Here is a 22,803-nt window from a genome sequence, read left to right on the forward strand (position 1 = left end):
GAATAAGAGTGGGGAAGTCATGCGTTACTTTCCTGATGTGAAAGCAGAAGAAATTGTGGTAGTCTGTGATCAGATGGATCTTCCTCCTGGATTGATCAGAATCCGAAGGGGTGGGAGCAGTGCTGGTCATAACGGCCTCAAGAGTCTTATCAGCTCGCTGGGCAGCAGTAACTTCACCCGTATCTATATTGGAATCGGTAGACCGGATGAAGGTGTATCGGTGGTGGACCATGTCCTCTCTCGTGATTCATCTCTTGCCTTACAGGAAGGAATCATGCTTGCTTCCTCAGCACTGCAGGATCTTATCAGTGGAAAGTCAACGGAGGAGGTAATGCTTGCCTACAATAGACGCAATCGTTCCTAAGACAATCCAAGATTTTCTTGCATCTCACCACATCCAAGGGGATATGCATATCGCTGTCGCCTTTTCTGGCGGCAGTGACTCTCTTGCCTTGCTGATCGGGCTCTCGGCCTTGTTGCCGAAGGAGCAGGTTTCTGTTTTTTACGTCAATCATCGGTTGCGTTCAGAGCAAGAGCTGTCCCAGGAATTGCAGCTTTGTCTTATGAATTGCCAACGGTTGGGATATGGTCTTGAGGTTCTTGATTTGGGCAAGGGCAGCGTTGAAGAGCGCGCTAAAAGAGATGGGGAAGGTATTGAAGCTGCTGCACGAACTCTGCGCTATGAGGCTTTGTATGCTGCATGCCGTAACCATGGTTGTACTTATCTTGCTACTGCACACAACGCTGACGACCAGATGGAGACCTTGCTGATGCGTCTGTTTCAGGCAGCCTCGGTTTCTTCTCTCAAAGGTGCGGCTGCCATTGCTCGGTCCCCCCTCAACGCCACACTGATCAGACCTTTGCTTACGCTTTGCCATCGTACCCTGAGAGCTTATGTAGAGGCCGAAGGTTTCCAGTGGGCAGAGGATTCAACAAATGAGCAAGATGCTTATCTGCGTAATAAGATACGTCATACCATAAAGCCGCAGATCCTCGCACTCTTTCCAAACGCCTACGATTCAGTTTCAATCATGTCCAGGCGATTTTCCGATATCGCTGGGGTATTGCAGAATTTGGAAGATGAGGCTCTCTCGCGTGTGAACATACTCAAGGGTGAGGTGCGATTTTCCCTAGACTGGTATCACAGTGTGATGCCACAGATGCGCGAGAGATTGTTGTATCGCCTGTACGCAGTGGTCTGCTCTTCTGAGACTCAGCGTATTCGCCAGGCTATGATTGCGCGGTTGCAGGAACACCTTGACGCCAGTACCACCTCCAGCCGTATCCATATTGAGGCTGGATGCAGCAGCGTATTGATTTCTGATGGACAGGTTATTTGGCGCCAAGTCGCTCAGGACCCCCATTTTCTGTTTCCCTTGATGCATCCTGGTAATGAACAAGAGATTTTACTGCCTGGGGGAATAGTGTTTCGTATCAATACGCTACAAGGTGAAACAGATACAAGATTGCTGAGGATTGATGCAGATGCTTTGGATCATGCAGTTATACGCTCAGCAGAAGATGGGGATTGGATTGAGCTGGAAGCTGGTAGGGTTTCAGTAGCCAAATTGCTCTCCTCGTACCGTATTCCCAAGAGCAAACATCCAACAGTTCCTCTCTTGTGTGACCGTAGTGGGGTTGTAGCGGTTTTTGCACGTATGTATGGTGGTAGAGACCGGTTGGCACGCCGTTTCAAGGCTCCCCTTGCCCGAAGATTGACAAATATATATAGTAGTAGAATAAAGGAACAATGACAGTGAAATTGAGAAAAGATAGCCAAGAGAACGGACCGGACAAACAGTCGGACAACCAGGATCCCAACCAGTATTGGCAAGGTCCTCCCAAGAATGACAAAAAGCCACCTTTCATGACCCCGAATAATCCGAAAAACCGGTTTGCCCTGATAGTGTTTGCCACCTTGGCAATCCTGTTTGCCTATATGTTTTTTGATAGTGCCGCAGGTGCTGAGCAGTCAGTACCATACACTACTTTCATCTCTTATGTTGATTCTGGCCAGGTAACGCAGGTCGAGATCAAGGAACAATCCTTGATTCGCTTTGCTTTGAAAAACGGTCTTACCGCGCAGACCAGAATACCGTATTTCGATGAGACATTGCTCGAATCACTGAAACAGCAGGGTGTCTCGGTAACAGGTTCTGTACAGGAGATTTCTTTCCTGCAAGTAATATTGCAGTTGCTCCCCTGGATCATTTTCATTGGATTTACCATCATGTTGTATCGTCAGTCCAGCGGGCTGAACGGAAAGATGATGTCAACGCTTGGCAAGAGCAAGGCAAAAGAATACATGGAGACTGATACGAAGACTACATTCAAGGATGTAGCTGGTCAGATAGAAGCAAAGTATGAATTGGAGGAGGTGGTCTCATTTCTCAAGCATCCTGACCACTTTACCAAGGTTGGGGCAAAGATTCCCCGTGGTGTTCTGCTGGTAGGCCCTCCTGGAACCGGTAAGACATTGCTTGCTAAAGCAGTTGCCGGAGAGAGTGGGGTTTCCTTCTTTCATACCAGTGGATCAGACTTTGTTGAGATGTTTGTAGGTATGGGTGCTGCCCGTGTGCGTGACTTGTTTGAACAAGCCCGTAAGCATTCTCCCTGTATTTTGTTCATTGATGAACTTGATGCCGTTGGCCGTACCCGTGGAGGTGGTCTCGGTGGGGGTAATGATGAGCGAGAACAGACATTGAACCAGATTCTTGTGGAGATGGATGGTTTTGGTACCACCACAGGAGTTATCGTGATGGCAGCCACCAACCGCCCTGATGTATTGGATCCTGCTTTGCTCCGTCCTGGTCGTTTCGATCGTCAGGTCGTTGTCGATCTACCAGATATTAAGGAACGCGAGGAAATTCTCAGGATTCACTGTAGAAAGATCAAACTGGAAAAGGATGTTGATCTTAAGCGTCTTGCCCGTGGTTCAGCTGGTACCAGTGGAGCCGATCTGGCAAACCTGATCAATGAGGCTGCCCTGTTTGCTGCTCGGAAGAACAAGAGCACAGTTGGAATGAGTGAGATGGAAGATGCACGGGACAAGATTCTTCTCGGTGTTGCAAGAAAGAGCCGTGCAATGACTGATGAGGAGAAGAGAGCAACCGCCTACCATGAAGCTGGGCATGCCTTGCTTCACTACTACCTTGAACATCTCGATCCGTTGCACAAGGTAACCATCATCCCTCATGGGCGTGCACTTGGTCTTACCGTCAGCCTTCCTGAGCGAGATCCCTATACCAAGACCCAGTCCATGTTGAATGACTGGATAAAGGTCTGCATGGGTGGCTATGTTGCAGAGGAACTGGTGTATGGGGAAACCACAACCGGTACCAGCAATGACATCAAGCAAGCAACCGACCTTGCCCGCAGGATGGTAACAGAGTGGGGTATGAGTGGATTGGGATTCGTCAACCTTGCCGATGAGTCTGAACCGTTGTTCCTGGGTCGTGAAATCACTCAGCACAAGGATTACAGTGAAGAGACGGCAAAGAGGATTGATTCAGAAATCCACAAGATCCTTGACAAGGCAATGGAAGAGACACGTAAGGTTCTCTCTACCCATCGGGACCAATTGGATACCCTCACCGTTGAACTGATTGAGAAGGAGACCCTGGATGATGCACAGATCAGAATCCTCCTGGGTTTCGAGGCTCTCAACGATTTCCAAGGAGAATCATCTGAGCAAGAGAAGGCTGATGATGCCTCTCGGCAGGAAGAGTCTCCTGGTACGCAAGAAGAAGCTACAAAAGAATAAGGAATAGTATGCCAACTGATATTACACTGACACGAAATTTTTGCATCATTGCGCATATAGACCACGGCAAGTCTACTCTTGCCGACCGCTTTATTGAAAAAGCGAAGCTCTATGTGTCTCGTGGTCCTGCGCAGGACCAGATGCTCGACAATATGGATATTGAAAGAGAGCGCGGGATCACCATCAAGAGCCAAGCGGTAACCATACCCTACACAGCAGCCGATGGTAAAACGTATGAGCTGAATCTCGTTGATACTCCGGGACATGTTGACTTCTCCTATGAGGTAAGTCGTGCCATCAGCTCGTGTGAAGGAGCATTGTTAATTGTTGATGCCTCCCAAGGTGTCGAGGCACAGACCTTGGCAAACTTGTACATGGCCATGGAACATAACCTCACCATCATTCCTGTTATCAATAAGATTGATTTGCCTTCAGCTGATATTGATGCTTGCTTGCATCAGATTGATCATGACTTGGGTTTGGAATCAGAAGAGACTGTTTTGGTGAGTGCAAAAACCGGTGTAGGAGTGGATGAGCTTTTTGAGGCAATCGTCAATCAGATTCCGCCTCCAGAAGGAAAAGACTCCCTCCCTCTCCAGGCCCTGATCTTTGACTCCCATTACGATGCATATCGTGGAGTCATTGTTCACTGTCGTGTTTTCGACGGGACCCTGGAGGCTGGCTCAGAAGTTCGCTTCATGCATACCGATACGCCCTATAAGGTTGAGGAAGTCGGTTACTTCCAGCTTGGTCTGGTTAAGACAGATGCGCTGCATGCAGGTGATGTCGGGTACGTAATTACCGGTGTAAAGACAATCAGCGATGTTAGGGTTGGGGACACCATCACCACGGTCAAGAATGCTGCGAAGAAACCTCTTCCTGGATTCAAGGATGTGAAACCAGTAGTTTTCAGTTCGATCTACCCGGTTGATACCAATGACTACGAGGAGTTGGTGAGTGCAATTGAAAGGCTCAAACTCAACGATGCTTCCTTGATCTATGAGAAGGACAGTTCAGCTGCTCTGGGTTTTGGATTCAGGTGTGGGTTCTTGGGAATGTTGCATCTTGAGGTCATCCAGGAGCGTATAGAGCGTGAATTTGGATTGTCAATCGTCTTTACCAGCCCTTCGGTTAAGTACATCGTGCATATGAAGAACGGTGATGTTGTCAATATTGACAACCCCCTTGAATATCCAGATCCGATGCGGGTTGAATATTCTGAGGAACCCTTTATCCAAGCCAACATCATCACACCCAGTCAGTTCGTAGGACCGCTGATAACGCTCTGCATGGAAAAACGCGGGGTCCAGGTGGGAATGAATTACCTTGACGAGAAACGCGTCGAGCTGATGTACGAGATGCCATTGAGCGAGGTGCTCTTTGAGTTCTATGACCGCATGAAATCTGTGAGCCGTGGATACGCTTCGTTTGACTACCAATTGATTGGCTACAAAAATACCGATTTGGTGAGAATGGATATTCTCGTCAATGGAGAGCCAGTTGATGCGCTGAGCCAACTCGTTTTTCGGGGAAGCAGTCAATTGCGAGGGAAGCAGGTCTGTGAGCGGTTGAAGGGAGAGATTCCCCGCCAGCAGTACAAGATAGCCATCCAAGCAGCTATCGGTGGAACGATTGTCAGCAGAGAGACCATCACCGCCTTCCGAAAGGATGTTACAGCCAAATGTTATGGTGGTGATATCAGCCGAAAACGCAAGTTGCTCGAGAAACAGAAAGAGGGTAAGAAACGCATGAAAATGGTTGGGAATGTCGAGATACCCCAGAGTGCATTCCTCGCTGTTTTAAAGAGTGATGACAGCTCCAAGTAATGTATTCAGCCAATTCTTTGTGTAACCCGTAAATGATTTTTTCCACCTCCTAAAACCGCCAGGTGTCAGTCTTGTGCGCATTGGTGGCATGTTTCTCCCAGGTCCGAAGGATATCGGATGAAGCATATTCAAGCTCCTCATTGAGGCGCATGAGGAGCAGCTCAAGCTCCTCGCTGGAGAAGACAGCGTCTTCCCGCAGCGAGTCCAGGTCCTTGTATCCGGTCCGGTTTCTCATAGCCCGTACCCCTTGGGGGATTCGGCGATATGGGTCTCAAGCACCCTTGGAGAGAGGAACCTCGTCTTCCAGGGATGGTCCGGGGCCGGCTTGTATGGCTTCCTCTGCTTGGGGATGGGCTGTGGGTCGAACTCCTTGCTGTGGGAGCTTCGCTTCTCCACTTCCCTGAGGATGTAGGTCTCCTCCTTGATGCTGGCAAGCAGCGTGCCGTCGAATGCCCTGATGACCAAAGCCTTCGTTCCCTTCACAAAGAGCCTGGGTCTCAGGCCGTTGGGATACTGGAAACAGGGCTGGTAATACGCATTGTGGTACTTTATGCTGTTGCCTGCATCGATCACCCGCCGGGAAACCACCGCCAGGATTGCATTGATGTCCTGCTCTGGAGGAGCCTCAAGAAAGGTGCTGGTGTCGAGATCCTTCTCATCCTTGAGCGAGAACTGTGCATTGAACCGGGGAAGATAGTCCCACAGGAAGGCATTCGCCTCCTCCATGGAGGCAATCCCATGGCGGGTGAACTCCACCGGCAGCCGGCCTTGAAGCGTGCGGTTGAGGCGTTCGATTCGTTATCTGTACATTCAGAGAACGAATTTTATCAGCATCATATATTTACCCGCACACGTACAACAACATTCGTCTCTGCAATAAGTTGCCTCGTGCAATGTGCGGATAAAACTTCTTCAAGTAGGATGTACATCAGGAGGTACATCCTATGGATATGTACTATGAAAGCAAGACGGCAGTGCTGAACCACATTTCATCACTGGAATACACGAAGTCAACGGTAGACATCTATAATCGGTGTCTTGACGCCTTTGGGCTATACCTGAATGAAAACAATATTATGTATTCTTCAGAAACAGCCTTTGCTTGGGTGGAAAAACAAAAAGAAAAGATTGGGGCCAGCAGTTGGTGTCTGTACAGGGCCGCAATCTTCAAACTCGACCAGTATTACAATACTGGCCTCATCCAAGGATACTACAGCGATCCCCGAAACACGATGTGGGGTCATCTCAGCTCGGATTACCAGAAAACCATCGATGGACTCATACGTGGTCTGGACCGAAGTGCAGCAACGAAATCGAACATCAGATATGGTTGTGTGAAAGTACTGCTGCAGATCCAAAACACCAGCGGCCATATGAAAGCAGAAGAAATCACATATGACGATCTATTCGACTTGCTGGAGTCCTTCAGCAGAGAGACGGTAAACATCATGCATTTTCTTCGTGCATGCATGAAGTCTTTGCTTGACTACCTGTATTCGATGGGCAGGGTTTCCTATGGATTCACACTGTTTCCAAGACTGACAATCGGTAGAAATTGTCTGAACCGGATAATCATCGACACTGAAACCTCCAAAGAACTCATGAATTCCAAGAACAAAGACTGCCCAAGGATTTCCCTGGGGACGTTCCTTTCTGTCCAGTCCCGACTCGTGCTTGAATACAAGAATGAGTGCTATTCCAAAACCTCCAGAACCAAAGTAAAGCGCATCACAAACATGATCTACTGCTTCATGGAATCGAATGGCTTGAAATTCTACAGTCCTGAGGTGGGGAAAATCTGGCTGCACTACCATGAGACAGCCGTAAGCCACCAAGAGCATCGGGAAAGAAGACGGATCGTGTCAGTCCTCAATCAGCATATTGACGGTACTTTTGTAAGCTTCAAGCATGTATATAGATATAAGCCTAATGCATTTGCTCGGTCCCCTGAATGGTGCAAACCCGCAGTAGCAGAATTTCTTCATCTCAAGGAGTCCCTGGGTATGAAGAGTTCCACAATGGCCATGTTCAGCAGCTGCCTTTACCGCTTCTGCTCATACATGGATTCAATCGGGATAAAGGACTTCAAGAAAATCACAGTTCCGATGATCAAGGACTTCAATGCATCCGACATCCATAATACACTTGCAGGAAAGAATGCATACAACTCCAGAATCAGACAGTTTCTGGAGTATCTCGGAGAACAGGGGCTGTTGCAGAACCCGGTTCTCTTTCTCGCCCTTCCCTGTAAGTTTGCCAAAAGGGAGTATGTGGTTGAGACTCTGACGGCGGATGAGCAGAACAGGCTGCAGAGACTTTTGGATGAACAAGGCAGCTGTACTCTTTCCCTTCGAAGAAAGGCAATGATACAGCTCGGTTACCGGATGGGCCTGCGCAGTATAGATATTGTGAAACTGACCATTGACGATATTGACTGGAACGGGCCTGTCTTGTCGTTTAGGCAGGAGAAGACGGAAAAGCAGCTTATACTTCCAATACCTACAGAGGTAGCAAATGCAATTTCCAAGTATATATTGGAGGAGCGCCCGGCAACAAATTGTAGAGAGCTCTTCATTAGGTCCAAAGCACCATACTGTGGATTGGCACGGAATGCATGCATCCAGGCCTTGGATAAGGCACTTACTGAGAGGAATGTCAAAGGATCCGGATTCCACGTCACAAGAAAGACCTTTGCAACAAACATGCTTAGGAACGGTGCATACATCCAAGATGTATCGGATGCTCTTGGACATAGCGACCTGACGAATGTTCACAAATACCTTGTATTCGATGAAGACAGGATGGCCCGGTGCGCCTTGAAGCTTTCCGAGCGAAGCCTGACCATGGAAGGGGGGTTCCTTCATGAATAATCCTTCCAACCCCACAAGTATCATCGCTCCTTATATTGAAAGCTTCCTGCAGGAGAAACGCACATCAGGATTTGATTATCGTACGGAAAAACTGCTGCTTCTCAGGTTTGACAGGTATTGCAACGAAAGGAAGCTACGGAATGCAGAGATAACCAAGGATTTTCTTCAAGACTGGTGTATGAAACTGGATACTGAATGCAACTCGCAGCTTTCGAAACGGATATCGGTAGTCAGGCGGCTATTGTTGCACATGGTGTCATTGGGTGTCGAGACTTACATTCCCCGTAATGATGTTCATAGAGAATTGGTCCTTCCTCATATCTTCACCGACAAAGAGCTCAAGGAGCTGTTCATTGCTGTGGATGGATATATTCCCAAGTCTCCGAGCTTTGTCCACAGAAGGATGGCAAACGAATACAGGATCCTTTTCCGGATGCTGTACTGTTGCGGTCTCAGAAACAGTGAATGCTGCGGAATACCGGCCGAATGTGTGGATTTGGAATCCGGGACACTGATGGTTCTTGATTCAAAAGGGCATAAGGACCGGCTCGTGAAGATGGCCGATGACCTGACTGAGCTGTGCAGGAGGTATTGGGAATATATCGGGACGTGGTTCGGGTATAGTCCGAAATGGTTCTTTCCCGGGAAAAATCCCGAGAGCCATATCCCCAATACATCTGTCGATATGGCTTTCACCCGTATCTGGGAGACGACACCATCAGCACGCCAATGCAACAACAAACCGACTCCGCATGACCTGAGGTTCACTTTCATTACCGATAGGATAAATGAATGGGCGAAGGATGGGACTGATATCAATGCAATGATGCCGTATCTCCAAAGATATGTGGGGCACAAAAGCCTGAAGGAAGTTTATTACTACTACCATACCTCAAGCGGTCTTTACGATGTAATAAGCAAATTCGATTCATTGTCGGCCGTAGTGATTCCGGAGGTAAAAGCATGAAAAAACGTACTTGCAGCGCCCCCGTTCAGGAAACACGGTTCTTTTCCAAGACAAATGAATTCTTCGAAGTGTATCTTGCCAGACAGGTCCTGGCCAGTATCCACACCATACGGTCATACAGGGCAGGGCTTTCGGTATTCTTTGACTATGTAACAACAGTCAAGGGCTTCACACCAAAAAACTTCCTGTTCTCCGATTGTACATTCAATCTTGTGCTGAGCTTTCTTCAAACTATGAAGGAGACGCTTCACTATGCTCCGGGGACGGTGAACTCACGGCTTGCGGCTCTTCGCTCATATCTCGAATATGTGGCTGACGACAATATTGAAGTAATGTCTGTGTATATTGCCGTGTTGAAGGTGCCGACTGTCAAGGTTCCTAAGGAGATCCGGCCGATTGTGAAGCCAGAGAGTCTGAGGCTCCTGCTGGACGCACCGGAAAATACCAAGATTGGAAACAGGGACCGGTTTGTCATGACGATTCTCTATGATTCAGGAATTCGTGTCGGGGAACTCCAATCCATTACGCTGGGAGACATCACCGCCAGATCAGGGAACTGGATGATACTGATAAATGGCAAAGGACGGAAGCAGCGGACCATCGTGCTTTCGGATAAGGCGTCACGGCACATGGATGCATATATGAAAGCATGGCATTCCGGAAACAAGGATCCTTCAAGGCCTTTGTTGTATACGGTGATTCATAACAACCTCTCTCCTATGTCAACAAGAAACATTGAGCGTATATTTAAGAAGTACGGGGATATGATGAGAAACCAGCACATCGATATCCCAGAAACAGTATATCCGCACATGTTCCGAAGGACACGAGCTACAAATCTCTATCAGCAGGGCGTTCCCATTGAACAGGTCTCAGCACTACTAGGCCATTCAATGATAGAAACAACCAGAAGTTACTATGCATCCCCATCGCTCGAGCAGATGAAGGCTGCAATACAAAAGGGCATCGGCCCTGAGCCTGAAGATTGCAAGCAGGAATGGATTGGCTCGGTAGATGAAATCAAGAAGAAACTCGGCTTGAAGTAGAAAGTTTTATCCGCACATTGTACGAGGCAACTTATTGCAGAGACGAATGTTGTTGTACGTGTGCGGGTAAATATATGATGCTGATAAGATTCGCCCCTTCCTCTGAGGTACCGAGGTTGCCTCGAGCTCGATGCCCAGGGTCTTGCAGGCTGCGGAGAACTGGGTGAAGGTATCCTTTTCCTCATCGGGTTTGGAGAGGGACTTGTACTCGAAGACGGTCCTTCGGTCGGTCCTGAAGCGCGAGGGGATGCCGTAGTTCCTGAGGATCATGTACAGTACATGGTAATAGCCGTCCAGGGTCTCCTGGGTGTCGAACCATGCCCCCACCACCTCGCTCGTTGCATCATCTATGGCCACATGCAGGTGCCACTTGCCCGCCCCGGGGACCCAGACGAGCTCGCTGGCATCCATCTGCACCATCTCACCGAAATACTTGCTCCTGGGCCTCCTGGGATGCGCATCGGCATCGTCGAGTACGGCAAAGGCTGCGTTGACCTGCTCGCTCTCGGCCTTGCTCAGGTGCTCCTTCCTTGCGACCAGCCTCAGCCGCTTCTCCATCTGCCTCCTGGTTGCCTTCTTCGAGCAAGGGGAGACCAGGTATGCCCCCTTCAGGATTGAGTGCAGTGTCCCGTCCGACAGGTGGATGTGGTGGTCCTCCCTCAGGATCTCTACGAAATGGGTGAAACTGGCATTGCAGTATTTCTCCTTGTACAGCCTCTCGACCAGCTTCCTGGTCTCCTGTGGCTTGGTCGTTGCCGGCTTGCGGCCCTTGTTGTGGTGGCTGAACAACGAGACATCCCCACTTTCATGCCACCGTACATACTTCATCAATGTTTTCCTGGTGCATCCCAGCTTCGTCCGGCCCCGCCTGATGGCCGTGTCGGTGCAGCCAAGGCTGATGACCTCCCCGGCTGTGTGGTACTTCTGCATCTCATTCGGTCTCAAGTCCTTCAGTTCCATCGTTCTTATCCTCCCGGGGGCGGCTTGCCCCTCTTCGGAAAGCTTTCTGCATCCCCATGTACATGGGATTTGTGCAGTTTTTCGCTCCCTGGGGTGATGGTAGTGGCAACCAGGTCGAGGAACATGCAAAGGTTGTTGGATTCAGTGTGGAAAAGGTCCAGCACATAACGGAGCCAGCCATCGCCGACCTTCCTGCAAAAGCTGAGGAGCGCAGTTGAGATGTCTTTCTTGGGGAAATTGCAGCCAATGCTAAGCTGGATCCTTGTGACCACAGCCTCCCACATACCCTTGAACCAGGCTCTCCAGTTGGCTCTTGTCCGCGGGCTCGCCATCGAGAAGTCTTTCCTGTTCTCCAGGGCACAGCGTATCTCGGAGAGGCAATACTGTTTGTTCCTCACGATATCGTCGGGAAAGATTGTCGAGTAGAGGCCATCCACAGGGCAACGGTAAACGGTGAGGAGCATCATCTCCACCACCGGGCCTGTTTCTGCCGTGTACCTCCTGCCTCGCTCCCGGGAAAACGCATACTCACCCGGTCCCAGGCACTTGCGGCACACGATCCCGCCGTTGCCCTTTCTCAAGGATGGATGGCAACTGTCTTGAACTTAATCATGACCGGTGTTACTGTTTTCATGGTTGTTGATGAAGAGGAAGTCTTTGAAAGTGCCAACAAACAATGGGCTTCCTCTTCTCTTCTCCTTCGGGGATCCTCTCCCCAGTCCTTCCCCCATTAAACCACAGCTTTCCCCCTACTGGAATATTTCATTTGCGGTATGAGTGGGAGTTTTCATATTCGAGACAGTCAAGTAATGTATTCAGCCAATTCTTTGTTGTTCTCGTTGATGGCTGGGTGTATACTCGTTGCAAGAAAGGATTACTTCAAGGGAGTGTAGAATGTTGACCAAACAAGTTGTCGCCCAGACCAATGATGGGCAACCCATTTATCTGATAACGCTTTCCAGTGGGCCATACTCCGCTGAGATTCTCAGTTTGGGGGCTAATCTCAAGACATTGAAGACCCCTGATCGGAATCAGAAGGTTAGGGATATTGTACTGGGATTTGAGAATCCATTGGACAACTTGACATCTACTACCTATTTTGGGCAAGTTGTTGGACGATTTGCCAATCGTATAGCAAAAGGTACGTTCTCCTTGGACGGCAAACAGTATACGCTTGAAACGAATGAAGGAGAGAATTCTCTCCATAGTGGGAAAAGTAATTGGGGTTGGCGGAATTGGCACGTTGAGACCTTTGAATGGGATGGAAATCCTGGGGTTGTGCTGAGTCTCTTCAGTCCCGAAGGAGAGGGCGGATTCCCTGGCAATGTGAATTGTACCGTCTCGTATGTACTTACCAAGAATGGAGAGCTTCGTATTGAGTATGAAGCAACAGCTTCCCAGGCTACGCCGATCAATCTGACCAATCATAGTTATTTCAATTTGCGAGGTGCTGGCAGTGGGGAAATTACCGCTCATGAGGTGAAGCTCGCATGTGATCGATATCTCGAGATTAATGATCAACTGGTTCCTACAGGAAACATTCTTCCAGTGAAAGGTACGGCTTTTGATTTTACCAAGGGGAAGCCACTGGGCCAGGATATTGAAGAAGCAGGTGGGTATGATCATTGCTTCATTCTTGAACATACACCGACAAACAAACCGGTGGAATTTGCATGGATTCACGAACCAGTTTCAGGCAGAACCATGAAAATCAAGACAACCATGCCAGCTGTACAGATGTACAGTGGGAACTTTCTCGAAGGAAAGGATATCGGTAAGGGTGGGGTTGCCTATCCCAAGCATGGTGGTGTCTGTTTTGAAACACAGTACTATCCCGACGGCCCAAACCATGAATCGTTTCCTTCTTGTATTTTCAGCAAAGAGAGACCTTATAAACATACGACAGTGTTCTCCTTTGGTGTGAAATAGGTACGATAGTACTCGCACCCACTTGCAATCCTCGGTGTAGCTATAGTAGAAAGAGTGAAAATCGGCTGAAGGGAGCTTCTCATGAAAGAGGTGAAAATTATTGGGATTACAGGTGGGTCTGGTTCAGGAAAATCCACGATTGTTAAGAAGATTAGTGAAGTTTGCACAGATTTCGTGTTTATTCCCCAGGACAACTACTATCGCTCTGCCACTTTCATCAGTAATGCCAATATTACCGCTTTCAACTTTGATCATCCTGATGCCTTTGATATGGAACTGCTTCATGAACATCTGAAGACGCTCAAGGACGGCAAGGCCATAGAGATGCCCCAGTATGATTTTGTCCACCACCGAAGAAAGGACGAGACGATACATGTCGCAGCAAGAAGTCTGGTGATTATTGAAGGGCTGATGATTCTGCATGATAGCAACATTCGGGATTTGTTGGATTTGAAACTCTATGTAGATACCCCAGATGATATACGCTTCATAAGAAGGTTGAAACGTGATATTGCAGAGCGTGGAAGAACCGTAGAGAGTGTATGTACACAGTATCTTGAGGTTGTGAGACCGGGGCATTTCAATTTCATCGAACCAACCAAGGCTTTTGCTGACTTGATCATTCCTGAAGGTGGGTACAATGAGAATGCTCTTTCTGTACTTATTCCCTTTGTAAAGGAACTTGCTGGTTGATCAGCGTTTACGGAAGAGGGTAAAGCCATCCTTTATTGCTTTCCAAGACCAAGTGTCTGGAACTGGGTCATCCCCTCCATAAAACCAACGACTGCATCGGATGATTCTGGCAAAACCCATGATAAATCCTTTAAAAATTCCATGCTTTGTTACTGAATCTACCATATATGAGGAACAGGTAGGGTGGTAGAGACAGCTTCCACCACCAAAAAAAGGTGACAAAATTCCTTTGTAGAGGTACACTGGGATGAGAAATATCTGTCGTAGCAGCCAGAGGATTTTTTTCATGAGAACATTCTATTGAGCGATTGTAAAAGTTGCAACAACTGGATACACTGGTAAGGTAGACATTTGACTTGTAACGTGATAATCGTTATGATAGTGAAAAAATTAAGAAATTGAGCATTTGTATGGAGGAATAGGTATATGGCAGGTAACGTATCCAAGAACGCACGCCGCGAAGGTGCAAAGGCAATGACCAGTCGCTGGGGTGGTACTATCAAGATGAAAGCAGTTTTCGAAAATGGAAAACTTCGTCATGTGGCATATTGCGAGAAATCAGGTAATACTGCTCGCAAGCCCAAAGATTTGATGTAAGGAACTTGTATCAAGAAAAATAACCGTTAGCCTGTGATTTTAAGTATCGCAGGCTCGTTTTTTTGGTAAATCTTCCGGAAAATCACCATTTTTCCCGCATTTTTAATGTATCCGTTTCAAGTAGTGTGTGTTATAGTGTTGATGAGTACGTATACAACGACACATGAGAACGTCATGAGGAGGAAACACGTGAAACGTCTTTCAAGAACAATTATGACAGCAATGCTGGTAGCTTTGTTGGCTTTTTCCCTTGTTGGCTGTAAGAGCACTGCAAAGGTAGAACCAATCCCCCCAGCTCCTGTTGAACCCGCTCCTGAGCCGGTAACCCCTGTAGAACCCGCTCCAGAGCTCGTAGAGGTGCCAGAACCAGAGCCAATGCCAGAGCCGGCTCCACCCGCACCTGCACCAGCACCGGTAGCTGAGGAACCCAAGGAATTGGTGTATCCCTATGGTGTGCAGGAGATCGTAAAGAGTGATAGCGGAGCGAAGGTATTCGATCTGATTATTGTACATACCAACGACCTGAACGGTAACATCTACAGCGAGAACGGCGGACTTGGTCTTGCAAGGCTGTCCACTGCGCTGAAGGCTGGCCGTGCACTTACCGACAACTGGTTGCTGCTGAACAGCGGCAATGTCGGCGAGGTACCGGCTGAGGCTGCGATGCTGGCCGCCGAGGTGGTTGATGAGCTTGGCTACGATGCCTACACCCCACAGGCAGTGCAGCTGGCTACCGGTATAGCCGGGACGAAGAAGGCCCTTCCGTTGAGTGCGAATGCACTGGATGCGAACGGGTACCTGGTCGCCCAGCCCTATCAGGTGTACAACTACAACGGCTTCAAGGTCGGCGTGGTAGGGCTTGTTGCCCCGAAACCGATTCAGGGAGTGAGCTTCACCAGTGACCTGATTCTGGACAATGCACAGTACGCTGTGGACATGGCTCAGGATTATGTTGACTACATCGTGGTGCTCAGCGACCTTGGCAGCAAGGGCGATCTCACCAGTGAGATGGTAGCCCAGAACATTGACGGCATCGACCTGATCGTCGACGGCAATGGATCTGCAATGGCCAAGACCGTGAACGGGACCCTGATCGTACGTGCAGACGAGATGCTGAAGAGCGTTGGTGGCGTGCAGGTAAGTGTAGCAAACGGAAAGGTGAAGAGCGTTGTACCGATGATTCTTCCCGCAGCCGATGTGCTTGACCCTGCCAAGAGTGCAATTGCCAAGGCTTATGAGCCATTTGCAAGAGCAATGGGCTACACCCTGCAGGTAAGCGTACCTGAGGATCCAGCCATTGTCTCGATGATTGGCGCAACCCCGAAGCCGATGGTGAAGGCAGAGGTCCCTGCAAAGGCAGAGGCACCTGCACCAGCACCTGTGGTTAAGGAAGAAGCACCCGCACCCGCACCTGCTCCAGTAGCTGTGGAATCAGAGCCAGTTGAGTACCCACTTGGAGTATTCGAGATCGTGAAAAACGATGATGGCGCAAAAGAGTTTGACCTCTTTGTTGTCCATACCAATGATGTACACGGTCGTGTAGTTTCCAGTGAAGACAATGTTGGCTATTCAAAGCTTGCTACCATGTTGAAGGTTGGACGCGGTATTACCGATAACATCCTTGTACTTGACGCAGGTGATGTGACTCATGGAACCAATGTTGTTAATATGTTCGAGGGAGAGACCGTTGGTGTCTTGCTTGATATGCTTGGCTATGATGCAGTAGCACCCGGCAACCACGACTTCAACTATGGTGTTGATCGCCTTCTTGAAGCTGCTGAGATTGCTGAGAAATACACTGACATCAAGGTCTTGAGTGCAAACGTATTGGATGAGAATGGCTATATGTTGTTCCAGCCTTATCAGGTCTACAATTTCAACGACTTTACTGTTGGCGTTGTCGGCTTGACCACTCCTGACACTGCTACCAAGACCCATCCGAAGAATGTTGAAGGCGTGTATTTCGCCAACGAAGAGATCTTCGAGATTGGCCAGCAGGCAATCGATATGGCTAAGCAGTATGTTGATTACATCATCGTACTTGGTCACATCGGAATGGATCCTGATGGTGCAAGTGGCTTGACCACTGATAAGATCGTAAGCAACATCAAGGGCATTGACCTGTTTGTTGACGGTCACAGTCACACCTTGCTGAAGCAGGGGATGAAGATTGGTGACACGATGGTTGTTTCCACCGGTGAGTACATGGAAAATCTGGGCTTGGTCCAGCTACATGTCAAGAACGACGAAGTAACCGCTGTCTATCCGATGATGATTCCTGCTGTAGATGTTTGGAATGCCAAGGATTCTGATCTTGCTAAGCAGTATGGTATTGCAGAAGTACCAAACGATGCTGAAGTTGATGAGTATCTCGGTTATATGACCGCAAAGCTTGATGCTAAGCTCAACACAGTTATTGCAACTGTTCCTGAGATGCTTGATGGCGAACGTGCAAATGTTCGTACCAAGCCGACCAACCTTTCAAGGTTGATCACCAGGGCAATGACTGCTGAGAGTGGTGCCGACTTCACCATTACCAATGGTGGTGGTATCCGTGCATCCATCGACGCCGGTGAGGTAACGATCGGTGAAGTGATTAACGTCCTGCCGTTCACCAACATCATCACTGTTGTTGAGGTGACCGGAGCTGATGTCTATGCTGCACTTGAGCATGGTTACAGCAAATTGCCTGAGACCAATGGTGCATTCTCCCAGACCGACCTCCAGGTTGTTTACAACCGTTATGGCAAGCCTGGTAATCGTATCCTGAGAGTTCTTCTCAACGGTAAGGCGATTGATAAGAATGCAACCTATAAGGTGGCAACCAACGACTTCATGGCCGCTGGTGGTGATGGCTATACCATGTTTGGTAAGGTCCTCTCCGAGGGTTCCTTGCTCAGCGATGTGTTCATCGAGTTCCTCTCGAAGAACTACCCCGCAAAGTAAGGTAATATTACAAATCCAAGGGCGACTATCTTCGGGTAGTCGCCCTTTATTAAATACTTTGCTTAGTGCTTAATTCCTCTTAGGAATTTTTGGTATAACTTATTTCAAACTGCTTGACATAACCAAATCAATGGGGTAATGTTCCTATCGTTCGAAACGTTATTCGCCTGTAGCTCAGTCGGTAGAGCAGGTGGCTGTTAACCACCCTGTCGGGGGTTCAAATCCCTCCGGGCGAGCAAGAAAAGAGACAATCCTATTGGGTTGTCTCTTTTCATATACATCGATTCATAACACTTGGTAGCTGGACTCGAAGTATTGCTATTGATGGTGCAGGCATGTAGGAATATCTTGCTTCATTGCTCTTCTGATTGGAGCAAGTGCAACTATCATTGAAAGCAGGATACCACTGAGGAAGGCTTTTGCGATTGTGGAGAAACTCCAAGAACCACGCATAATACTTTGAATTCTATACCCGATATCCATGTTCCTGAACATGAATCCGAAGTCGATTCCAGTCTCGACAAGATATAGATTAATTACAGCTCCGAAGAGGCAACCTATAAGGGAACCTAGGAAACCTATACCTCCTGCTTCAATGAGTAAGAGCATATAGATAGATCGATCTTGCATACCCAATGCTCGCATCATCCCAATCTCTCTCATTCGCTCATACATCGCCATCAGCATCGTGTTAGATACTCCCACCGCTGCGATGATAAATACCAAGAAAAGAATGATATTGGAGACTCCTCTGTCAGCACTCATGAGGGCTAGGTAATCTTTTGCAAGATCTTTCCATGAATAGACAGCAAGGTCGTGGCCTGCTTTTTCGAGTACTGTTTGGAGTGAAAGAGCTGCCGACTCGATATCTTTAACATTGCCTAGTGAAATGTCGATATTGGTAACAGCACCCTCCATTGCAAGGAACGTATCTGCTGCTTGGATATCCATCATTACCAATGTTCTGTTGACATTGGGATTGGGGCAATTCACGATTCCAACAATTTGCATATCAAAGGCTTCATAGAAACCGCCATTACCTCTTGTTAACAAGGTGACCCAATATCCTACCTCAGCCCCGATATCCTCAGCAAACCAGCTTCCAATTACTATTCCATCCATCTCACCTGGCTTAAGAAATCTTCCTTGCTGGAGAGTGTCTTCAAATTTGTACACAGAAGCATCTGTTTGTGGGTTGATGGCAGTTACTGTGACTGGGAGTGTACCATCCTCAATAAAATCCTGCTTATACAGAATCATATCAGCTGAGAACAACGTTCTAGGTGTAGCTTTCAATCCTCTGTCTTCCAGAATTTGCAAAACTTTAGAGGGGTCTTTTATCGAGTACTCAAGCGGAAGGAAATGTCGCTCGTCCCAATATTCTGGAGTATATATACGGAGTGAGGCTGTTTCATATAATCGTAAATTTCTCTCAGATTCAAGTTTTGCTCCCAAGAAGATAGAATCAACAACAATGAATGCCATGATTCCAATAGCAATTGCACCAGCTGTAATTGCTGTACGACGTCTGTAGCGACTGAGATTTTTAATGGCGAGGCGAATGATGAATTTCATATTGCTCCTCTCTGTTATGCTTACATTAGAAGAGTACTTCGTCAAATAAAAACGACAGCCATGTGGCTGCCGTTTACAGAAGTAGTGAAGACACTATAAAGACTAACGGTTCATATGCTTCTGGTTGGCCTCATAGACCATCCATGTTGTCTTAATGATATTCTCTACAGAAGAGTGCTCTGCCTTCCATCCTAGGGCTTTGTAAGCCATTTTAGAGGAGGCTACAAGTTTTGCGGGATCCCCCGGCCTGCGGTCGACATATTGTGCTTCGATTGGTTTGCCTGTTATCTCTCTTGCAGTATCAAGAATCTGTTGTACGCTCAATCCTTCCTCACTTCCCAGGTTCACTACCAAACTGTCACTTCCCGCCATCAAATGATCGGCTGCAAGTACATGGCCTTTTGCCAGATCGGTAACATGTACATAGTCTCGGACTCCTGTTCCATCGACCGTATCATAATCGTTTCCGAAGACAAGTAGGTTTGGGCGGATGCCGGTGGCAACTTCCATGACTACTGGAATGAGATTGGCTGGATTGTTTTCCAATCCGAGCATACGTCTCTGTCCATCATATCCTGCAGCATTGAAGTATCTCAGGGAGACATAATGAAGCCCTTTAAGTTCACTGTACCATTTCAAGTTCTCTTCAACACAGAGTTTTGTATATCCATAGTAATTGGTAGGATCCTTGGGATGCTTCTCATCTACAGGAAGGTATGAAGGTTCTCCATATACTGCTGCAGAGGAGGAGAGGATAAAATGCTTGATACCTGTTTCTATGCATCCTGTAATCAAGTTCAGGGAACCTGTGATGTTGTTCTCTGAATATTTGACAGGCTTGATCATCGATTCTCCGGCTGCCTTGAATGCAGCAAGATGGATAACGACATCCCATCCTTCCTGTAATACTTCAACGACCCTCTCTTTGTCTCGGATATCACCCTCGAAGAAGATGGCTTGTTCACTGACATTACTCTTCAGTCCACTGGAGAGATTGTCAAATATTCCAACCGTATCATCGCGGTCCAGAAACTCCAGAGCTACGTGGGTGCCGATATAACCGGCACCTCCAAATAGTAATACTTTCATCGTGTATCTTCCTTCCTTAGTTGAATTGCTTGATGATCGCGGAAAGCTCTTTGGTTCTCTCCTGGAGTTCTTCCTTCGTCTTCGCCTCTACAACCAGGCGTAGATAAGGTTCTGTGTTGCTCTTTCGAACATTGAACCACCAGGAAGGGAATTCGATACGATATCCATCAAAATCCATTACCTTCTCAGGTTTGTCATTGGTAGCATAACGCTCAAAGAGTGCCTGCATGGCTTCATCTTTCTGTTCCAGTTTGAAATTCATTTCTCCACTGTTTGCATAGGCTATGACCGAGTCAATGAACTCACCAATGGTCTTTCCCTGTTTCTTGAGCTCCGTTACTACCTGTAATACCAGGAGGGAGGCGAGGAAGCCGCTATCGCAGTTGTAGAAGTCCCTGAAGTAATAGTGTCCGGCAAGTTCTCCACCGAAGATTGCCCCAAGGTCACGAAGTTTTGTCTTTGCGAACGCATGCCCTACCTTCCAGACATGAACTGTTGCTCCAAGGTTGGTCAGGTACTCAGTGGTAGAGCGACTTGTACGGATATCGACAAGCACATTTCCTTTTTCCTTGTGCAAATAGTAGTACCCCAGGACTGCTGTTATATAATCGGGTTGGAGGAACCTACCTTTTTCATCAAGGAACATCACGCGGTCTGCATCACCGTCATAGATGACTCCAATATCGCTCTTGTTCTTTAGGACAGCTACTTTCAAGTCCTCGCAGTTCTCAACTTCCAGAGGATTGGGTTCATGGGCAGGGAAAGTACCATCGAAATGGTCATACAGATAGTGATGATCATTGCCAAGGAGATCCTTGACCAAGAGGTTTGCCATGCCATGAGAACAGTCGATAGAGAGGTTCAATCCACTTGTATCTGGAACATACTGCTTCAAGAAGGCAAGATAGGGTTGTTTTGCATCTTTGCTGTGTACTGTGCCTTTCTGTTCAGCAACCACTATTGGATCATTGTTTACCATGGCCTCGAGTTCTTTCAGCCCACTGTCAGAGCCAACAGGAACAGCCTTAGTCCTACTGATCTTCAACCCATTGTAGATGGCAGGATTATGACTTGCGGTAATCTGAACAGATGCATCAACCTCGAAGTGTACCGTGGAGAAGTACACCATGGGAGTGGTAGCGAGCCCAATGTCAAATACATCAGCACCACTGTCTGTGATACCTTCGCACAAGGATGCGAAGATTTCCTCGCTGCTGGATCTCACGTCCCGTCCTACCAGTACCACCTTGCTGTTCAACAGCTTGGGTAGAAAATACCCAATCTTGTAGACAGTTTCCTTATTGAAATCTTTGTTGTAGATTCCCCTGATATCATACGCCTTGAATGCGCCCATGTATTAGTCCTCCTTGCTGATTATTCCCAGCTCTTTAATAAATTGTTTTCGGTCCATAAGTTCAAAAAAATGAACGGTTCCGTTCTTGAGTATTACCATCTCTACCATCTGTCTGAACAGTTTATCAAACGATGTAGCCATGCGAACCTGTTCCACCGTTATTGCACCCTGTGAAACCTTGTAAGCGATAGCTTTGGGAATAGGGCGGGTGGTCTCAACCTCATCAATAACAAAGGAACCCTCATGCTTGATGAAAGGTTCCTTTTTCTTTCTGGGTTTGAGACTAATTCCAAACAATGAGGGAGTTCGCTCAAAATCTTCAAAATGAAGGGTGTTCTTTACCCTATAAAGAAAAACGCCAAACTCCCGCATGATGTTCTTATTGTTACCATACCAAGTGGCATAGGTTCTCCAGGTTATTGGAGCTTCGTGACGTCTTTCCAGATTCTCAATAAAAGCCTGTGCATCATCTTCCATGAATTTTTCCTTCGCTTCTCTAGCTTTTTTCTATAGTACCATATACACTGCGTTGCAGAAAGAGCTACTGGGATTGTCATGGATTATACAGAAAAGGATTTTGGAAAGATTTTAAAGCAAAACGCTCTCAAGATGCGTCGGATGATGTTGCAAAGCAACACGACTTGCATGAGGGTGTATGACCGAAACCTGGAAAGGTTTCCTGTTACTGTTGATCTCTATGGCCCCTATGCAAGAATCACCGATTACAGCGATGATGGGTTGGATGAAGAGGATGAGAGGATTTGCTGCGATATCGTCTCACGTATGCTCTATGTACAGACCAGCCATGTGGTGTTCCATCGACGTCCCAAGCGGATGGGAAAGGAACAGCACAGCTTGCAAAGCGAACAATCCTTGGAAGTACAGGTCAATGAAAATGGACTTTTGTTCACTGTTGATCTGACCAAGCGGATTGACACCGGCTTATTCCTGGACCATATGCTTACAAGGACAGTGGTTGAAGGCATGAGCCGAGGATGCAAGGTGTTGAACTTGTTCTCCTACACAGGATCCTTCTCGGTATATGCTGCCCGTGGTGGAGCTGAACGTGTAGAATCTGTGGACTTGTCCAGTACCTATACTGCATGGGCAGAAAAGAATCTTGCCGATAATGGATTTCCGTCCACAGTGGTTCCTTGCATTGCTGCAGATGCATGGACATATGTGATG

General features: G+C 47.7%; 22 protein-coding genes and 1 tRNA gene. 14 read left to right on the forward strand and 9 right to left on the reverse strand.

Annotated features, from left to right (window positions below):
* The 4 genes from JF818_RS04090 to lepA form a co-directional block, all read left to right on the forward strand.
* Positions 1 to 364: aminoacyl-tRNA hydrolase (locus tag JF818_RS04090; protein WP_198890703.1), on the forward strand; the 364-nt coding region annotated here is incomplete at its 5' end.
* A complete protein-coding gene (tilS, locus tag JF818_RS04095) occupies positions 336 to 1,754 on the forward strand; it encodes a tRNA lysidine(34) synthetase TilS (protein ID WP_198890704.1) in 1,419 nt (472 codons plus the stop codon). The genes JF818_RS04090 and tilS, both read left to right, overlap by 29 nt.
* A gap of 2 nt (positions 1,755 to 1,756) precedes the next feature.
* Positions 1,757 to 3,763, forward strand: coding sequence for an ATP-dependent zinc metalloprotease FtsH (ftsH, locus tag JF818_RS04100; RefSeq protein WP_370570303.1), 2,007 nt, complete (start codon positions 1,757 to 1,759; stop codon positions 3,761 to 3,763).
* 8 nt (positions 3,764 to 3,771) lie between these two features.
* Positions 3,772 to 5,589 carry a translation elongation factor 4 gene (gene lepA, locus JF818_RS04105; RefSeq protein WP_198890705.1) on the forward strand — a complete coding sequence of 606 codons (1,818 nt, stop codon included), beginning with the start codon at positions 3,772 to 3,774 and terminating at the stop codon, positions 5,587 to 5,589.
* A gap of 49 nt (positions 5,590 to 5,638) precedes the next feature.
* On the opposite strand, the gene JF818_RS04110 is transcribed toward lepA, so the two are convergent.
* Both JF818_RS04110 and JF818_RS04115 read right to left on the reverse strand, forming a co-directional pair.
* Positions 5,639 to 5,824, reverse strand: a complete 186-nt coding sequence (locus JF818_RS04110; protein ID WP_198890706.1) for a hypothetical protein — start codon at positions 5,822 to 5,824, stop codon at positions 5,639 to 5,641.
* Positions 5,821 to 6,345, reverse strand: coding sequence for a hypothetical protein (locus tag JF818_RS04115; RefSeq protein WP_198890707.1), 525 nt, complete (start codon positions 6,343 to 6,345; stop codon positions 5,821 to 5,823). Before JF818_RS04115 ends, JF818_RS04110 begins: the two co-directional genes overlap by 4 nt.
* A gap of 188 nt (positions 6,346 to 6,533) precedes the next feature.
* Between JF818_RS04115 and JF818_RS04120 the strand changes: the two genes are divergently transcribed.
* The 3 genes from JF818_RS04120 to JF818_RS04130 are packed head-to-tail and all read left to right on the forward strand — an operon-like array spanning position 6,534 to position 10,472.
* A complete protein-coding gene (locus JF818_RS04120; RefSeq protein WP_198890708.1) occupies positions 6,534 to 8,459 on the forward strand; it encodes a tyrosine-type recombinase/integrase in 1,926 nt (641 codons plus the stop codon).
* Entirely contained in the window at positions 8,452 to 9,426 is a 975-nt protein-coding gene (locus JF818_RS04125) for a tyrosine-type recombinase/integrase (protein WP_198890709.1), read from the forward strand. The genes JF818_RS04120 and JF818_RS04125 overlap by 8 nt, the downstream gene beginning before the upstream one ends.
* The gene (locus JF818_RS04130) at positions 9,423 to 10,472 is read left to right on the forward strand and encodes a tyrosine-type recombinase/integrase (RefSeq protein WP_198890710.1); all 1,050 of its coding nucleotides are present in this window, start codon (positions 9,423 to 9,425) and stop codon (positions 10,470 to 10,472) included. Before JF818_RS04125 ends, JF818_RS04130 begins: the two co-directional genes overlap by 4 nt.
* Before the next feature lie 6 nt (positions 10,473 to 10,478).
* On the opposite strand, the gene JF818_RS04135 is transcribed toward JF818_RS04130, so the two are convergent.
* A complete protein-coding gene (locus tag JF818_RS04135; RefSeq protein ID WP_198890711.1) occupies positions 10,479 to 11,432 on the reverse strand; it encodes a hypothetical protein in 954 nt (317 codons plus the stop codon).
* Between the two features lie 5 nt (positions 11,433 to 11,437).
* Positions 11,438 to 12,013, reverse strand: coding sequence for a hypothetical protein (locus JF818_RS04140; RefSeq protein ID WP_198890712.1), 576 nt, complete (start codon positions 12,011 to 12,013; stop codon positions 11,438 to 11,440).
* 6 nt (positions 12,014 to 12,019) lie between these two features.
* Here JF818_RS04140 and JF818_RS04145 point away from each other — a divergent pair, with 6 nt between their 5' ends.
* The 3 genes from JF818_RS04145 (at position 12,020) to udk (ending at position 14,054) form a co-directional block, all read left to right on the forward strand.
* Positions 12,020 to 12,166 (forward strand): hypothetical protein, encoded by a 147-nt coding sequence (locus JF818_RS04145; RefSeq protein ID WP_198890713.1) that lies wholly within the window; start codon positions 12,020 to 12,022, stop codon positions 12,164 to 12,166.
* 160 nt (positions 12,167 to 12,326) lie between these two features.
* Positions 12,327 to 13,361, forward strand: coding sequence for an aldose epimerase family protein (locus JF818_RS04150; protein ID WP_198890714.1), 1,035 nt, complete (start codon positions 12,327 to 12,329; stop codon positions 13,359 to 13,361).
* An 81-nt stretch (positions 13,362 to 13,442) separates the two neighbouring features.
* Entirely contained in the window at positions 13,443 to 14,054 is a 612-nt protein-coding gene (gene udk, locus JF818_RS04155) for a uridine kinase (protein ID WP_198890715.1), read from the forward strand.
* On the opposite strand, the gene yidD is transcribed toward udk, so the two are convergent.
* Positions 14,055 to 14,342 (reverse strand): membrane protein insertion efficiency factor YidD, encoded by a 288-nt coding sequence (gene yidD, locus JF818_RS04160; protein ID WP_198890716.1) that lies wholly within the window; start codon positions 14,340 to 14,342, stop codon positions 14,055 to 14,057.
* Positions 14,343 to 14,480: 138 nt separating this feature from the next.
* On the opposite strand from yidD, the gene JF818_RS04165 reads away from it, so the two are divergent.
* The 3 genes from JF818_RS04165 to JF818_RS04175 all read left to right on the forward strand — a co-directional run bounded on the left by JF818_RS04165 (position 14,481) and on the right by JF818_RS04175 (position 17,833).
* Positions 14,481 to 14,651 carry a hypothetical protein gene (locus tag JF818_RS04165; protein WP_198890717.1) on the forward strand — a complete coding sequence of 57 codons (171 nt, stop codon included), beginning with the start codon at positions 14,481 to 14,483 and terminating at the stop codon, positions 14,649 to 14,651.
* A 189-nt stretch (positions 14,652 to 14,840) separates the two neighbouring features.
* Positions 14,841 to 17,597, forward strand: a complete 2,757-nt coding sequence (locus tag JF818_RS04170) for a 5'-nucleotidase C-terminal domain-containing protein (protein WP_198890718.1) — start codon at positions 14,841 to 14,843, stop codon at positions 17,595 to 17,597.
* 163 nt (positions 17,598 to 17,760) lie between these two features.
* A tRNA-Asn gene (locus tag JF818_RS04175) sits at positions 17,761 to 17,833 on the forward strand.
* 82 nt (positions 17,834 to 17,915) lie between these two features.
* Here JF818_RS04175 and JF818_RS04180 read toward each other — a convergent pair.
* The 4 genes from JF818_RS04180 to JF818_RS04195 all read right to left on the reverse strand — a co-directional run bounded on the left by JF818_RS04180 (position 17,916) and on the right by JF818_RS04195 (position 22,092).
* Positions 17,916 to 19,172: an ABC transporter permease gene (locus JF818_RS04180; RefSeq protein WP_198890719.1), complete on the reverse strand. Its 1,257-nt coding sequence runs from the start codon at positions 19,170 to 19,172 to the stop codon at positions 17,916 to 17,918.
* Between the two features lie 102 nt (positions 19,173 to 19,274).
* Positions 19,275 to 20,261, reverse strand: coding sequence for a UDP-glucose 4-epimerase GalE (gene galE / locus JF818_RS04185; RefSeq protein WP_198890720.1), 987 nt, complete (start codon positions 20,259 to 20,261; stop codon positions 19,275 to 19,277).
* Positions 20,262 to 20,277: 16 nt separating this feature from the next.
* The gene (locus JF818_RS04190; protein WP_198890721.1) at positions 20,278 to 21,615 is read right to left on the reverse strand and encodes a phosphomannomutase/phosphoglucomutase; all 1,338 of its coding nucleotides are present in this window, start codon (positions 21,613 to 21,615) and stop codon (positions 20,278 to 20,280) included.
* Between the two features lie 3 nt (positions 21,616 to 21,618).
* Entirely contained in the window at positions 21,619 to 22,092 is a 474-nt protein-coding gene (locus tag JF818_RS04195) for a hypothetical protein (RefSeq protein ID WP_198890722.1), read from the reverse strand.
* 78 nt (positions 22,093 to 22,170) lie between these two features.
* Here JF818_RS04195 and JF818_RS04200 point away from each other — a divergent pair.
* Positions 22,171 to 22,803: class I SAM-dependent methyltransferase (locus JF818_RS04200; protein WP_198890723.1), on the forward strand; the 633-nt coding region annotated here is incomplete at its 3' end.

Source organism: Sphaerochaeta sp. S2 (genome assembly GCF_016406725.1).
In the GTDB taxonomy this organism is placed as follows: domain Bacteria; phylum Spirochaetota; class Spirochaetia; order Sphaerochaetales; family Sphaerochaetaceae; genus Sphaerochaeta.

Excerpts from the sequence above, each read along its gene's own strand:
- lepA (WP_198890705.1), top strand. The coding sequence starts at position 3,772 with ATGCCAACTGATATTACACTGACACGAAATTTTTGCATCATTGCGCAT.
- JF818_RS04110 (WP_198890706.1), bottom strand. The coding sequence starts at position 5,824 with ATGAGAAACCGGACCGGATACAAGGACCTGGACTCGCTGCGGGAAGAC.
- JF818_RS04120 (WP_198890708.1), top strand. The coding sequence starts at position 6,534 with ATGGATATGTACTATGAAAGCAAGACGGCAGTGCTGAACCACATTTCA.
- JF818_RS04125 (WP_198890709.1), top strand. The coding sequence starts at position 8,452 with ATGAATAATCCTTCCAACCCCACAAGTATCATCGCTCCTTATATTGAA.
- JF818_RS04130 (WP_198890710.1), top strand. The coding sequence starts at position 9,423 with ATGAAAAAACGTACTTGCAGCGCCCCCGTTCAGGAAACACGGTTCTTT.
- JF818_RS04135 (WP_198890711.1), bottom strand. The coding sequence starts at position 11,432 with ATGGAACTGAAGGACTTGAGACCGAATGAGATGCAGAAGTACCACACA.
- JF818_RS04145 (WP_198890713.1), top strand. The coding sequence starts at position 12,020 with ATGGCAACTGTCTTGAACTTAATCATGACCGGTGTTACTGTTTTCATG.
- JF818_RS04150 (WP_198890714.1), top strand. The coding sequence starts at position 12,327 with ATGTTGACCAAACAAGTTGTCGCCCAGACCAATGATGGGCAACCCATT.
- udk (WP_198890715.1), top strand. The coding sequence starts at position 13,443 with ATGAAAGAGGTGAAAATTATTGGGATTACAGGTGGGTCTGGTTCAGGA.
- yidD (WP_198890716.1), bottom strand. The coding sequence starts at position 14,342 with ATGAAAAAAATCCTCTGGCTGCTACGACAGATATTTCTCATCCCAGTG.
- JF818_RS04165 (WP_198890717.1), top strand. The coding sequence starts at position 14,481 with ATGGCAGGTAACGTATCCAAGAACGCACGCCGCGAAGGTGCAAAGGCA.
- JF818_RS04180 (WP_198890719.1), bottom strand. The coding sequence starts at position 19,172 with ATGAAATTCATCATTCGCCTCGCCATTAAAAATCTCAGTCGCTACAGA.
- galE (WP_198890720.1), bottom strand. The coding sequence starts at position 20,261 with ATGAAAGTATTACTATTTGGAGGTGCCGGTTATATCGGCACCCACGTA.
- JF818_RS04190 (WP_198890721.1), bottom strand. The coding sequence starts at position 21,615 with ATGGGCGCATTCAAGGCGTATGATATCAGGGGAATCTACAACAAAGAT.
- JF818_RS04195 (WP_198890722.1), bottom strand. The coding sequence starts at position 22,092 with ATGGAAGATGATGCACAGGCTTTTATTGAGAATCTGGAAAGACGTCAC.